Origin of the sequence: Sulfuricurvum sp., assembly GCF_049587615.1 — a bacterium.
Classification (GTDB): domain Bacteria; phylum Campylobacterota; class Campylobacteria; order Campylobacterales; family Sulfurimonadaceae; genus Sulfuricurvum.
The window spans coordinates 28,616-42,109 of record NZ_JBAVEF010000022.1; the positions used below are offsets into that span (position 1 = coordinate 28,616).

11 protein-coding genes and 1 pseudogene are annotated in these 13,494 nt (G+C 48.5%); 3 read left to right on the forward strand and 9 right to left on the reverse strand.

Annotation, left to right across the window (positions count from 1 at the left end):
• Positions 1-123: 123 nt before the first annotated feature.
• The 3 genes and pseudogenes from WB308_RS04125 to WB308_RS04135 all read right to left on the reverse strand — a co-directional run.
• Positions 124-1,399: pseudogene (locus WB308_RS04125) on the reverse strand (methyl-accepting chemotaxis protein); the annotation flags it as partial.
• Between the two features lie 112 nt (positions 1,400-1,511).
• Complete coding sequence (locus WB308_RS04130; RefSeq protein ID WP_424189284.1) at positions 1,512-1,970, reverse strand: nucleoside deaminase; 459 nt, start codon at positions 1,968-1,970, stop codon at positions 1,512-1,514.
• Between the two features lie 3 nt (positions 1,971-1,973).
• Entirely contained in the window at positions 1,974-2,741 is a 768-nt protein-coding gene (locus WB308_RS04135; protein ID WP_424189286.1) for a M15 family metallopeptidase, read from the reverse strand.
• A gap of 120 nt (positions 2,742-2,861) precedes the next feature.
• On the opposite strand from WB308_RS04135, the gene WB308_RS04140 reads away from it, so the two are divergent.
• The gene (locus tag WB308_RS04140) at positions 2,862-3,209 is read left to right on the forward strand and encodes a hypothetical protein (protein ID WP_424189288.1); all 348 of its coding nucleotides are present in this window, start codon (positions 2,862-2,864) and stop codon (positions 3,207-3,209) included.
• Here the strand turns inward: WB308_RS04140 and WB308_RS04145 are convergent.
• Positions 3,163-4,632 (reverse strand): diguanylate cyclase domain-containing protein, encoded by a 1,470-nt coding sequence (locus tag WB308_RS04145; protein WP_424189290.1) that lies wholly within the window; start codon positions 4,630-4,632, stop codon positions 3,163-3,165. The genes WB308_RS04140 and WB308_RS04145 overlap by 47 nt on opposite strands.
• A 106-nt stretch (positions 4,633-4,738) precedes the next feature.
• On the opposite strand from WB308_RS04145, the gene WB308_RS04150 reads away from it, so the two are divergent.
• Positions 4,739-6,076, forward strand: coding sequence for a diguanylate cyclase (locus WB308_RS04150; protein ID WP_424189292.1), 1,338 nt, complete (start codon positions 4,739-4,741; stop codon positions 6,074-6,076).
• Entirely contained in the window at positions 6,073-9,372 is a 3,300-nt protein-coding gene (locus tag WB308_RS04155) for an EAL domain-containing protein (protein ID WP_424189294.1), read from the forward strand. The genes WB308_RS04150 and WB308_RS04155 overlap by 4 nt, the downstream gene beginning before the upstream one ends.
• 191 nt (positions 9,373-9,563) lie before the next feature.
• Here WB308_RS04155 and WB308_RS04160 read toward each other — a convergent pair whose 3' ends face one another.
• From WB308_RS04160 to WB308_RS04180, 5 genes are all read right to left on the reverse strand, one after another.
• Positions 9,564-9,857, reverse strand: coding sequence for a c-type cytochrome (locus WB308_RS04160; RefSeq protein WP_424189296.1), 294 nt, complete (start codon positions 9,855-9,857; stop codon positions 9,564-9,566).
• A gap of 13 nt (positions 9,858-9,870) precedes the next feature.
• On the reverse strand, positions 9,871-11,151 hold the full coding sequence (locus WB308_RS04165) for a sensor domain-containing diguanylate cyclase (RefSeq protein ID WP_424189298.1): 1,281 nt from the start codon (positions 11,149-11,151) through the stop codon (positions 9,871-9,873).
• Positions 11,152-11,212: 61 nt separating this feature from the next.
• Positions 11,213-11,983, reverse strand: a complete 771-nt coding sequence (locus WB308_RS04170) for an RMD1 family protein (protein ID WP_424189300.1) — start codon at positions 11,981-11,983, stop codon at positions 11,213-11,215.
• 15 nt (positions 11,984-11,998) lie between these two features.
• A complete protein-coding gene (locus WB308_RS04175) occupies positions 11,999-12,880 on the reverse strand; it encodes a hypothetical protein (protein ID WP_424189302.1) in 882 nt (293 codons plus the stop codon).
• Complete coding sequence (locus WB308_RS04180; RefSeq protein WP_424189304.1) at positions 12,877-13,479, reverse strand: hypothetical protein; 603 nt, start codon at positions 13,477-13,479, stop codon at positions 12,877-12,879. Before WB308_RS04180 ends, WB308_RS04175 begins: the two co-directional genes overlap by 4 nt.
• Positions 13,480-13,494 lie beyond the last annotated feature (15 nt).

Below are 13,494 nucleotides of genomic sequence, written 5' to 3' on the forward strand. Positions count from 1 at the left end.
AGATCAACGCAGAGGAGTCGTTGATGATCCGCTGGATGGCATCCGAATCTTTGGAGACGATTAAAACAGAGTCGGTTGATTTGTCCATTTTTTTGCTGCTTTCGGTAATCGCATTGACGATGGTATTGATCGTCCTATTGATTTGTGAAAGACTCTCCTGTGTGCGTTCGGCGAGTTTGCGCACTTCGTCGGCAACGACGGCAAATCCCCTCCCGTGTTCACCGGCGCGGGCCGCTTCGATGGCGGCGTTGAGGGCGAGAAGATTGGTTTGATCGGCAATATCGCCGATAATGTTAAGAACGCTCTTAACCGCTTGGGCTTGCGATGATAAGGTTTGCAGTTCACCGGAGAGATTTTGCTGGGTTTGCGCCACCATCTGGATGTCGCTGTTCATTCGGGAAATTTGATTATTTGCTTCGGTGAGATTGATGTTTGCTTTGTCGATTTTTTCGTTGGTATCCTGTGCCAAAGTCGTTGATGTGTGGACGATCGATTGGAGTGAGACGATTTGGGTATGGGTTTGTGAGATATCGGTGGTGCTCGTTTCAAGCCTTCGTTGGATGGTAGCGGCTACTTTATTGAGTTCTTGAGCCGAACTAATGCTCTCCCGCGACGTTGATTTGATATTGATGAGCATTTTTTGCAGCTCTTCCATGGAGCTGTTCATCTCTTTTGCGGCAACGGCAAGTTCGTCATTCCCGTAGGCATCAATCCGTTCGGTGAGATTTCCGGATTGGAGGTGGTGTGTGATGTGGGAAATATTGCCGATTTTTTTCAGTAAATCCCGTGTGATCAAACGCAAGGTGATAAAGATGGCGATCATGCCGATCGGTAAAAGGATGGCGATCAAAAGAAGGGTGTGTTTGAATTGTGTCTGCGCATCATTGTAGAGCGACTGGGTATTTTCGAGCTGAACCGTGATGAGTGTATCAAAAAGGTCGCCCAAGGGTACAAAACTGAACGGAAAATCGCTTTGAACCAAATCATGAATTTCCATGATGTCGTGATTACTGATTGCGGTTTCGAGTGCATTCATTGAGCGATTCGCCCGTTCAACTTGCTGTTTTGCCTCTTCCAGCTCGGTGAGTTCTTTGGCCGTTTTGGGAGCTTTGAGGTAGATTTCCCATTGCATAGTAAACTGTTTATGGGCCTCTTTAATCGCTTTGAGATCGGTCGTATAATCACCACTCCCTTCGGAAATTGCGACGGCTTTGGCTTGGATGATGTTGATCATGGCATGTTTGCATTGGCGTAATTGATTGAGAGGATGGAGACTTTGGTCGTTAATCCGGGTGAGAGACGCATTGGAGAGGGACATCCCGATGATGCCGATGGTGATCGCAATGATGGCGAAGACTTGCGTAGCGGTGACGATAAACGTGATTTTTTGCCGAATCGACATACGTCCGAACAATGACAATGGCGAGGAAGGGATCATACTCTGTACCTTGAAAAAAGTGTATGAGTTTAAAGAATGTTGGTTACAAAAACGAAACGAAATGGTTACGAAATCAATACAGCTCCCGATCGCTTTTCGCAAGCCAGCGCACAAAAAGGGTTTTACCCGCGTCGATATCGACGGGGCGCAGATCAAGAGCGCTGGAAGGGTTATGGATCATCGTGTAGAAGCGTGCATCGTCAAATCCCCCTTGTGCGGCATCTTCCATGGACGAACCGTAATAGAGGGTCGGTATCCGCGCCCAGAATATTGCCCCCATACACATCGGGCAGGGGTAGCAGGTGGTGTAGAGGGTGCAATCGGAGAGATCATACGTTGAGAGTTTTTGAGACGCTTCGCGAATGGCAACCATTTCGGCATGGGCCGTCGGATCGTTTGTTTTCAGCACTTCATTATGGGCTTGCGAAATGATTTTCCCGTCGCGGACGATGAGGGCACCGAAAGGTCCCCCCTCGTTGTTCTCCATCCCTTTTAGCGCTTCGTTATGGGCGATCTCCATCCACGGATTCATCGGTTATTTGGCTTTTTCCACGCACGATGGGGCGAGTAGTTCGGGACGGTACTCGAAGTGCATCGTGTCATAGTGATACCATCGCCCTCCCCAGATAAACCCGTGTTTCTCAAAGATGCGGACGATCGAGAGGGGCATGGTGTTTTTGTAGCCGATTTTGGCTGTTTCGGAAGAGGCTTCGTCTTTCCAATACTGGGTTGTGGAGGGGGCGAGGTCGATCGCGATCCCGAAACTGTGCATCGAGAGGCGATCTGTGTCTTTGATCACGCGGTAGGCATAGGTGGTTGCCCCTTCGGCCCAGATACGGTCATTTTTGGGGAGTTTTGAAATCTCCTGACCGATGGCATAGAGTTTTTTATCGACGCCGCCGACACGATTGACGGGGAGTTTGATCGACCCTCTCAGCGTCGGCCACGTTATGGTGACGAGATTTTTTTCGATCGCTTTTTTATCTTTGCCGTAGAGTGCTTGAAAAAAAGGCTGATAGCGGAGGCGTCCGGGATCAAAGAGATAGGGAGGGGGTGTTTCACTCCCCCCGGCATCGTAGCGTTGGACGAGTTGGGTAGCGAGATCGGCATGGTTAATCTTATCCTCCCATGAGGTTTTAAGGGTGTCGGTACGGTAGGGAAGCATTGTCCCGTCTTTGAGGACGAGGGAGGTTTCATCGGCCGAGGTGATGAGGCTGCCATACCCTTCACGGTAGCACTGTGGATTTCCCCATGAAAGGGAAGCAAAGAGGGCGGTAATCCCTAGAATGGTAAAAAATCGCATAAGGCACCTCCGGTATATGAAGCATATTTTAGCGAATTATGATCCTAAATGTCGTTTCTATTCACAGTTCCTTCACATTAGGATGCCATGATTACGACATCTAAACTCTAGGAGTTCCCTATGAAAACTATTCGTCCCCTAAGCGCTTTGGTAAGTGCGGTTCTAATTTTATCGGTTTCGGCGTACGCCGATGGGAGACATAATCGAGGAGGGTATGAATCCCCCCGACACGTTAAAATGTCGAGTTATAATCATTACAACCGCCACTCCGGCGGGAACTGGGTCGTTCCTCTCGTGATCGGGGGAGTGCTTGGATATGCCCTCTCAGAGCCTCGACGTGAGTCGGTGACCTATGTTTCCAGTGCTCCATCCCCTGTTGTTTATACTCCTCAGCCGGTCTATCAAGAGCAATGGGTCTATTTCAGTGATTGTGACTGTCAGCGTAAAGTACTGGTTCCGGTTCGATAGAAGCTGACTTTTTTTGTCCGTTTTTTTGTTTTTTTACCGTATACATCGAGGCGTCGGCTGCTTTGATCAACCCGTCGGGATCGGCAGCGTCTTCGGGATAAATCGCCATTCCGATACTGGCTTTGGCCGTGAGAGTGGTGGTTGAATCGATCACGATCGGTTCGTTGATCGCCGCTTGAATGGTGTGAAAAATCGTCTCCACATGCTCCTGATTTTTGATCTCTTCGATCATGACAACAAACTCATCTCCCCCAAAACGACTGATCGTATCGCTGTTACGCAGGCAAGCCCGAAGATTTTGGGCGACACCGGCCAGAAGTTTGTCTCCTGCCTCGTGTCCGTAATAGTCGTTTACGTATTTGAAATCATTCAAATCGATAAAGAAAAGGGCAATTTTGGTCTCATGGTTTCGTGCGTGGCCGATCGCCTGTATGAGACGGGTATCCATCGCGGCCCGGTTGGCAGCTCCGGTGAGGGGATCATGGTGTGCTTTGTGCGTGAGGGCATGGACGTGGGAACTGATTTCGGTAATGTCGTGAAGGTTGGCGATATAGCTGACCAGCCGGTTTCGGTTGTAGATCGCGGTGAGGACGACGCTAAAGACTTTGTCCCCCTCTTTGCAGGCTTTGATAATCGTCCCTTTCCAGGTATTGTTCGCATCAAATTGCGGAAGGATAGCATTCAAACCTGAAATGCTTCCAAAGAGAAATTCTCCGATATGCCGCATGATAATGGCATCTTTGTCAAGCGGAAAGAGGGCAAAGAAACTGCGGTTTGCAAATTCGATTAGCCCTTTGTGGTTGGTGTAGAAGATCGCTTCCCCCGCAGACTCCAGAGCACTGGAGCGTTTGTTCAGATCATCGAGCGCTTTTTGAGACGCGGTGATGTCTTGCGCCATACAGATAATCCCCTCTTTATGGGTCCTGTTTTGGGTCATACGGGTGTTGCGCCATTCGCAAAAAAGGTCTTCTTTGGATTTGGTGATATTGGAATTTTTGGAGTTGCTGCTTCCCTCTCGAAGGGCTTTAGCGAGAATGGAAACGACATGGATTCTGTCCGATGGGGGGACGATCAGGCTGACAATGTCTTTACCGCGCGCTTCGGATTCGCTAAAGCCGAACATCGTTTCCGCGGCTTGGTTCCATTCAAGGATACGGCGCTCGGGGGTGATAACCATCAAAGCGGCAGGCGAATCGTTAAAGAGGCCGAGGTAGCAATCTTGGGGCGGGGTGAGAGAGTGTTTACGATGACGCACATAGAGAAATGCCGCTGCCGCTGTCATGCTTAAGAGTGTGAGAATAACGGTTAGCATCGTAAAAAACAGGGGGTAAAAATAGTAGGTATTAAAAGGTGAAAATGCGGGATAGAAAACAGGCAAAAACGAAAATCCATCAATCAACACCTTTCTAAGAACTTCGTTCATTATATAGCGTTGTATATTATTTTAGGATTAAACGAGGGTGTATTTTTTGATATTTTTGTGATCCTCTTCAGGGTATAATAAAGTATTAGACATGAGGAGACAAAAGATGTTTTTTCCCACGCTTGGATTGATCGCGACAACGGATGTAATAACTGTAGATATTCATCAGACGATTCAAGATGCCCTCACCGCCATGCACATGTACAACCATCGCAGTATTATTGTGGTCAATAAAACGCTCCATTACATCATTTCGACGAAAGATATTATCCGTCTGAAACTGGAAGGGATAGCCTTTTCTACCCCACTGTCGCAAGTATCGCTTCGCCCTTTGCCGATGATCGATAAAGAGAGCAATATCATCAATGCCCTCAATCTCACCAATGATCGTGATGAATACATCTGTGTCTGTAACACGGATGGAAGTTTATACGGTTTGGTGACGAACAGCGATATCATCGCCAGTATCGATCCTCAGGTTATTTTGGATTCGCTTCAGATTTCGACTATTTTTGAGAAAAAATACGGGTATCAGAGCTTTGCACCCGATACTCTGATGGCGGAAATTTTGGAGTTTATGAAAGATTCTCTGAGTGACTGCGTGATTATCCAGAAAGCCGGCAATCCAGTAGGGATACTCACCTCCAAAGATATCTTGCATTTTATCGAAAAGGAGGCACAGGAGATGACCAAGGCTTCTGAAGTGATGTCTTCTCCGGTTGAAACCCTGAGCGATAAAGCGTCGATTAATGAAGGGCTTGAGTATCTTCGTCAGCGCCCTTTTAAACGGATTGTTGTGACGGATGACGAAGGGCATGTGATGGGAATCGTGACGCAGCAGGATTTGATTTCCCGTACTTATCTCAAATGGTCACAGCTGATGAAGGACCATTTTAAACAGTTCGAAGAGGTTACCCAGATTCTTCAGCAGCGCAATCACCATTTAACCCAGCTGGCGACGAAAGATCTCCTCACCGATATTCATAACCGTCATATGTTTGCCGAATTGTTTTCAAAAGAGCTCTCTTTGTTGAAACGACAGCCGGCCAAGCTCGCGTTGGTGATGATTGATTTGGATCATTTTAAACGGATCAACGATACCTATGGCCATAACATCGGTGATTATGTCCTCAAACAGTTTGCTACGCTGGTGAGCGCCTCGGTGCGTGAAGCGGATTTATTTGCCCGGTGGGGGGGAGAAGAGTTTGTTTTGCTGCTGCGTAATGCAGGATGCGAAGAGGGATACGGTGTCGGTGAGAAAATTCGCTCTCTTCTTGCCAATGAGGTATTTGATGAGGCGGGACACGTGACGTGCAGCATCGGGATAACCGAAGTGATGAAAGAGGATACCCTCCAAAGCGCGATTGAGCGGGCAGATAGTGCTATGTATGCGGCGAAAGAGGGGGGACGTAACCGGACGGTAGCCTGCGAGGCACGATCATGAAGCCCATGACGTTACAATCGATTATTTCGGAACGTCCACAAGCCCTGCGCGCTTCCCAAACGATTGCGAAGGCTCTGGAGCTGATGGCGAAGCTCTCCATCAGCTCGGTCATCATCGTGGATGAGGATAACCGTCCGATCGGGATATTTACCGAACATGATGCTCTGCGTGTCGTTGCCGATGCCGTTAATGTTGAGAATACTCTGGGCGAGGTCATGACAAAAGCCCCTTTTTGTGTTGAGGATACCTTATACCTGCATGATGCGTATCTCCTGATGGAAGAGAAAGAGTATCGCCATTTGGTCGTTGTGGATAATGAAGGGCAATTTTCGGGGGTTGTAAGCGAGGGGGATTTTCTTCGCCATATCGGATTAGAGCAGTTGGGAACGTTTAAAGCGGTTTCCGAAGCGATGAACGGCTCTTTGCTGATTGTCTCTCCTGGTACTCCGCTTTTTGAAGCGGCAGCGTCAATGCACGAGCGTAAATGCGATTATGCGGTGGTTTTGGAAGGGGGTAAACCGGTTGGGGTGATTACGGAGCGGGATATCGCGCGCTGGTATACTCATGAAAAAGAGCTGCAGGGTGTGACGCTCAGCAAGATGCTTCATCGCGATTTTCGGGTGGTCCAAACAGAGGCCTCTCTTCAAGATGCCGCCGCTTTAATGGAAGAGCATGGCGTTCATCAGCTCATCGTTGTGGATGGGGGAGGAAATCTTGTCGGTGTACTGAGCCGTCATGATGTACTGCATGCGGTTCATGGAGCCTATTTCGAGTTTCTGATCCGGGTCATCGATCAAAAAAATGAGATGATTACGAAGATAGGGGAGCGGAAAAAAGAGCTTAAAAGTGAAAAAGATTCAATCGAAAAAAATGCCCTTAAACTGCGAAAGCTGTTCGAAGCACTTCCGGACGGGGTCGTTCTGATCGATACGGTCACGAAAAAATCGGTCGAATTTAACCGTGTCGCGCATGAGCATTTGGGATACAGTGCCGAGGAATTTTCCCAAATGGGTATTGGTGATTACGAAGCAAAAGAATCGCCCGAAGAGACACAGCGCCGAACGGAAAAGATTATTCGAGACGGCTATGATACGTTTGAGACGATCCACCGAACGAAAACAGGCACGTTAATCAATGTATGGGTGAATGTTGTTTTGGTCATGATTTTGGATATTCCCTACGTTATGGCGGTGTTTCGTGACATTACCGAGCAAAAAAAAGGAGAACACGATTTGCGGGAGCGGCAGTCGGAATTGGCGAATCAAAGCGCTTTTTTACGGACCCTTTTGGACAACATCCCGGATCTGATTTTTTCTAAGGATTTGGATGGGGCGTATGTAGCCTGTAATACGATGTTCGAACGCTTTTTTGGAGCCAAAGAGTCTCAAATCATCGGTAAAACCGATTTTGATTTTGTGGATGCGGAATTGGCGCAGTTTTTTCGTCACAATGATCAAGCCGCGATTCAGGGGGGAAAACCGCGTAATAATGAAGAGTATCTGAGTTTTGCCGATAAAAGTTATGAAGGGTTGTTTGAAGTAACTAAAGTGCCGATGAAAGACGGTGAGGGGAACGTGACCGGATTGCTTGGAATCGCCCGTGATATTACGGAGCGTAAAAAGCATGAAGAGGAACTCAAACGCAAAGATGCCGATCTCAATGCGGCTCAATCCCTTGCCCATATCGGAAATTGGCGACTTGATATGAAGCAAAATCTCCTGGAATGGTCGGAAGAGACTTATCGGATTTTCGGGGTTGAGATCGGCACCCCCTTGAGCTATGAACTGTTTCTTTCCGCGATTCACCCGGATGATCGAATGAAAGTTGATCGGGCTTGGCAGGCAGCGCTCCGGGGGGCAGCGTATGAGATAGAGCATCGTATCCTCGTTAAAGGGGAACTCAAATGGGTTCGCGAACACGCACAGCTTGAAACAGACGATGAGGGGCATCTACTTGCCGGAGTGGGGAGCGTTCAGCTCATAACCGAGCGAAAACTCTATGAAGAGCGGCTCGAGATGTTGGCCAATTATGATCCTCTCACCGGTCTGGCCAATCGTGCCCTATTGCTCTCGCATCTGCAAAATACCCTTATCCAAGCCAAACGGCATAAAGATCAAATTGCACTGTTGATGTTTGATCTAGACCGTTTTAAAGATATCAATGACAGCTATGGACACGGTGCGGGAGACGAGTTGCTCCGTTCCGTGGCCGAGCGTTTCGGATCACGGCTGCGAGAAGGGGATCTGATCAGCCGTTTAGGGGGGGATGAATTTGCTGTGGTTCTTGAACATCTTGCCCATCCGGAAGATGCGGGGAGACTCGCCGAAGAGATGATTGCTTCATTGAGTTCGGAGTATAAACTGAGCAGCGGTGCCTCGATCCATATCGGAGCCAGTGCCGGGATCGTATTGTTCCCGGAGCATGGTGATGAAGCCTCAACGTTGTTGCAGCACGCGGATGCGGCACTTTACAAAGCGAAAGCGGAGGGGCGGGGAACTTATCGGTATTATACGGATGCGTTGACCGACTCGGCACGCAGACGCATTGAGTGTGAGACGCGGCTGCGTCGCGCCATCCTCAATAATGAGTTCGAGGTTTATTATCAGCCTCAGGTCCATATTCAAACGGGACGTATTGTCGGGGCTGAAGCGCTGATCCGATGGAACGACACGGAACGAGGGATTATCTCTCCGGGAGTATTTATCCCGATCGCCGAAGAGACGGGGTTGATCGGAGATATCGGCGAATGGGTGTTGAATGAGACGTGCCGCCAGGGTAAAATCTGGCTCGATCAAGGGTATCGGCTGACGCTGGCGGTGAATCTTTCCGCCCATCAGGTGCGCCACCAAAATATTCCCCTCATCGTGGAGGCGGCTCTCAAAAAAAGCGGTTATCCGGCCGATCGTCTGGAGCTCGAACTCACCGAGAGTGCGTTGATGCAGCGTGAAGAGGAGGCGGTAGAGATGCTTCACACCCTTCGGGCTCACGGTATCCGCTTGGCAATCGATGATTTTGGGACGGGGTATTCCTCCCTCAGTTATCTCAAACGGTTCCCGATCGATGTGCTGAAAATTGATAAAAGTTTTGTCGACGATATTCCGTTTGAGGCGGATGACATGGCGATTGTTACCGCGATTATCGCTATGGGGCAGGCTTTGGGTTTTCAGGTTCTCGCCGAGGGGACAGAACGGATAGAGCAGATCGATTTTTTGCGGGAAAAAGGGTGTACGATGTATCAAGGGTACTTTAAGAGCCCGCCGGTTCCGGCGGCAGAGTTTGAGAAACTCCTCGTTTGAGGATTATTTCACTGATGTTACGCACTTTCTGAGCAAAGCTCATAAAGTGGCAGGGACAAATGTCCCTACAACCCCCAAAACAAGCGAAGTGCTCCCGTAGGGATGTTTCCTGAAACGCTACCCGTATCGCTCACGATACGGGAGAAAAACTACCCTTTTCGCACTTGTTTAACTAAAGTGTGTAAGGTCAGTTATTTCAGAGTTTCGACGTAGGCCGATACGGCTTTGAGTTCGTCATCCTTGAGGGTTTTGAGTGACATTTGCATCGTCTCTTTTTGTCCATAGCCGTAGGTTCCGTTTTTATAGCCTAGCAGCTTTTCGAGAACGCCGGTTTCACCTCCGATCGATTTGGGAGAGACAGAGGTATCTTTGCCGTTATCTCCGTGACACTCAACGCAGTTTTTTCCATAGATTTTCATCCCTAAATTGGCTCCAAAGAGGAGTGGCGCCCCTATTGCTGCCAGTGTGATTACGATTGTTTTCATTGGTTTCCTTCTTTTATTCGACGCGGTTTCGCCCTAGCTCTTTGGCAAGATAGAGCTTTTCATCGACTTGTGCAATGTATCGGTCGATGGTATCTTGAGTGATAGGTAGGGTATGATCGACGAGAATCGCGAGTGTTCCGATACTCACTGTATACCGAATGGCTATCTCTTCAACAATGACTTCTCCCACGGCGGTTGCATCACACACCTTTTGAGCAAGGAAAAGAGCATCTTTTTTGTCCGTCGTGGGAAGCAAGATCATGAACTCCTCTCCGCCAAAGCGGAAAATATAATCTGACTTGCGAAGGTTTTGTTCCAATATACCGGAAAAATGTTTTAAGACGATATCTCCTACGGCATGGCCATAGGTATCGTTGATTGATTTGAAATGGTCCAAATCACACATCATCAGGGCAAACCCTCTCCCTGTCGCTTTAGAGATGTCCAGCGTATTCATCATGATTTTATTAAACAATCGGCGGGTCAGCAGGTGGGTGAGGGGATCTTTCGCACCCTCTTCGATCTCATTGAGAAAAGCAATTTCATTTCCGATTTCGAGCGAGTAGTAGTCGATTCGCTGCATCAGATGGATGAGCGTAGCCGGTCGAAATTCTTTATTTTTGCAGTAGTTGATGACGTTGGCCGCCAGATCGTGGAGGTTGACATGGAGCTTTTCGATCACGTTGAAATGGGATGTTGAGAGGAGATATGAGGTTGTTGTGCTGTTCATCCATCGGCCGAATTCACAGAGACTCGGATTGAGTTCCGGGTAGTTATCATCAAATTTGGTTTCTTGGATGTAGTGAATAAGATTAAGGATCCATTGAATATGGCTCTCATAGTGGATCATGAACTTTTTATCCGGCATAAGGGCGATATGGGAGAGGCGGAGTTCCCCTTTCAACTTCAGCTGATGTAAAAATTTCTGCAGATACAAAGCGGTGATCCGCTCCTCATGCGCCGCAAAATAGCGGTTGATTTCATCAATATGCTCCCAATGATGTGTTTCTGTCAAATGGCCCAGCAGTTTGCGGGCGACGGTAAGGAGTTCACTGTAGAGAAACAGATAGGGAATATCGTTTTCGATCGTATAGTGTACGAGCGCTTTGGTGTTTTTGTCGATATCTTCTTCCGAAGTAGAGAGGAGAAGGGCTAGAAGGAGCTTTTTATGTTCCGTTATCGCATGGGTATAGAGAAGATCGTTGGAGGGGTTGAAGTGAATGCTTTCAACATTGATACTAAAATTGTTGATACATCCCTGAATGTCGGGAAAATATTGAGAAATGATATCCATCTTAACCCCTTTCACTTATTCGTACATTGAAAAAGTATAACAAAAATTTTTATTTTCGACGTTAGCGGATAAATTCGATGAGCCCCATGACAATTTCCACACCGATGAGGAGGATGATGATCCATTCCAAAAATTCGCTTTTTTTGTGGTTGATGAGATCCATGACGAGCATCACATCCTCTTTAATTTGCGAAAGTTTGGAGAGGGCAATTTCGTGACGGTCATAGAGTTCGAGGACAAAAGCGAGGCGAGTGTACAGGATTTCCGCTTCTTCATTGTCCCATAAGATATTCGGCTTGTCGAGCAACAAGAGATTGCTCACCATATCATGGCGGGTGAGTGCGAGCCGTTTGGCAAACTGCATCAGATGCCTTCGCCGCATCATCGAAAAGGTATGGATCGACTCGACGATCCGTCGGCTTTGGGTAAACAGGGTATCGAGCCGTTTTTCGTACCGTTCCAATCCCACACTTTGCGAAATTGCGAGGGAAATGACGTTGAGGCTCAAGACGCTCCCTTCGCGCAGGGTGATCGCTTCATTGGTAACGCTAAAGGGTTGATTGTGTCGGGGATCGATATAAATCGGGTAATCTTGGGTAATCAGCTTTTGTTCATCGCTCATCGATATCCCCAATGCGGAGAGGGCATCAACAATCGTTTTTTTCTCATCCGCGATCAGGGTTAGAACCCCAAAAGGGGAGAGGACGACGTGCAGTGTCTGATTTCGGCCGTAATAGCCGTTTTCAACCCCTTTATTCATTTGCAGGTCCAGTGAATATTCAAGGGTTGTTTTACTGATGGGACGGTCGAGATACAGGGATAATAAATTCATCCTCTTCTCCTTTTATTACATCTGCTCGTAGAGATCAAATAAATCGACTCCGTCCGGAAGGCGGGGTTTTCCGTCGCGGAACGAGCGGGTGTGGGCAATGAGCCGCTTGAAATATTTACGCAGATGGTAGGCGTCGGGGACATTGGGACGGAACCAATCCCCTTTGGTACTGAAGAGCCAGTCTATGACCGCTTTGACATCGAGCAGGGTATATCCTCCCGTATCGGTGAGAAGACGAATCTGTGCCGCCCAGCTCATCACGTTAAACGGTTCTTCAAATTGCGGATCGATAGAGGCGAGATGGCGGATGAAATACTGCGCCATTTCGAACTCTTCGGTGGTCGGTTTGGCTTCGGCAAGTTCTTGGGCGGAGGCTATGACGGGGGCATTGGACGCGATCTCTTTGCGCACCCACCGTTCAAACTCGGCACACCAGTCGAAAGAGCGGCGATTCTGGCTTCGTTGATAAAGATTGAAGTCCTCGAAAATTTCCCGCCGCAATCCCTCGCGGGCGCAGAGTTCCAGGGCAAAAGCGTGGAGTTCCTCAAAGGCTTCGTTGGTGAGGTTGAGGTAATAGTTGCTGTCGCTGTATTCCGTAGAGGTGAGAGCCGCCGTTACAGAGGTGAGAACGGTGATCGGAGCAAAGGTGTAGTAGATCATCACCCCTTGATCCGTTTTGCGGCGGAGTGTTTTTAAAATCCCTTTTTTAACCATACCGTCGAGTGCTTCGATCACTTCACGCGGGCTATGGCGGAGGGTTTGGGCCAAAGTCGAAGCGTCGATGTCGCCCGGTTTGTCCCCCCACTGCTGGGTATGACGGGCGATGAGGGGGATGAGGGCGCGCTCCATGAGGCTCAGATCATCACGATCGATCAGTGTTTCGGGGAGGGTAATCATGTCCGTTTAACTCCCCGGAGGAGTTTGGCTTTCAGGGGGGCGGAGAGACTCTCGTTTTTATCCCGTTCCCGGCGGAGAATTTCGTTGCGGTATTCGTGTATCACGCGTGCTTCAAAAAGGGTTCGGTCGAGAGATACGTAGTCATAAATCCACCGTTTGGTCAGTGTTTTAACGACGTTGATATCGGTCTCATCGAGCAGGGGTATCTCTTCGCCTACGTGTTTGATGGAGGTAAAACGGATCTGTTCAAACCGCTCCAATGCACTTTTGTTCGGGTCACGTATCAGGCTCACCTCTCGGCGCACATCGTACATCAGGGTATAGAGCTTTTGGGCCCGTTCCTGGGCTTCCTGATCGATGGGAGTGAGGGCTTGGATCTCAAATTCTTCCGCAATGAGGGAAATTTTTTCAAAGCCGTTTTTATAGGGCATCGGACGTTCCGATAAGCGCCGAAAAAATTCACGATATTGGGAAGGATGGATGGCACGTACCAAATCGGCGACGTGCGCGCGGAGGTTGATGTCCTCCTCGATTTTGAAATACTCCATCAGCGAGGTGACGAATTGGGACCGGATCTGATCTTCAGTGTGTCGTTGCATGATGCAAGTATAGCA

Excerpts from the sequence above, each read along its gene's own strand:
- WB308_RS04130 (WP_424189284.1), bottom strand. The coding sequence starts at position 1,970 with ATGAATCCGTGGATGGAGATCGCCCATAACGAAGCGCTAAAAGGGATG.
- WB308_RS04135 (WP_424189286.1), bottom strand. The coding sequence starts at position 2,741 with ATGCGATTTTTTACCATTCTAGGGATTACCGCCCTCTTTGCTTCCCTT.
- WB308_RS04140 (WP_424189288.1), top strand. The coding sequence starts at position 2,862 with ATGAAAACTATTCGTCCCCTAAGCGCTTTGGTAAGTGCGGTTCTAATT.
- WB308_RS04145 (WP_424189290.1), bottom strand. The coding sequence starts at position 4,632 with ATGAACGAAGTTCTTAGAAAGGTGTTGATTGATGGATTTTCGTTTTTG.
- WB308_RS04150 (WP_424189292.1), top strand. The coding sequence starts at position 4,739 with ATGTTTTTTCCCACGCTTGGATTGATCGCGACAACGGATGTAATAACT.
- WB308_RS04155 (WP_424189294.1), top strand. The coding sequence starts at position 6,073 with ATGAAGCCCATGACGTTACAATCGATTATTTCGGAACGTCCACAAGCC.
- WB308_RS04160 (WP_424189296.1), bottom strand. The coding sequence starts at position 9,857 with ATGAAAACAATCGTAATCACACTGGCAGCAATAGGGGCGCCACTCCTC.
- WB308_RS04165 (WP_424189298.1), bottom strand. The coding sequence starts at position 11,151 with ATGGATATCATTTCTCAATATTTTCCCGACATTCAGGGATGTATCAAC.
- WB308_RS04170 (WP_424189300.1), bottom strand. The coding sequence starts at position 11,983 with ATGAATTTATTATCCCTGTATCTCGACCGTCCCATCAGTAAAACAACC.
- WB308_RS04175 (WP_424189302.1), bottom strand. The coding sequence starts at position 12,880 with ATGATTACCCTCCCCGAAACACTGATCGATCGTGATGATCTGAGCCTC.
- WB308_RS04180 (WP_424189304.1), bottom strand. The coding sequence starts at position 13,479 with ATGCAACGACACACTGAAGATCAGATCCGGTCCCAATTCGTCACCTCG.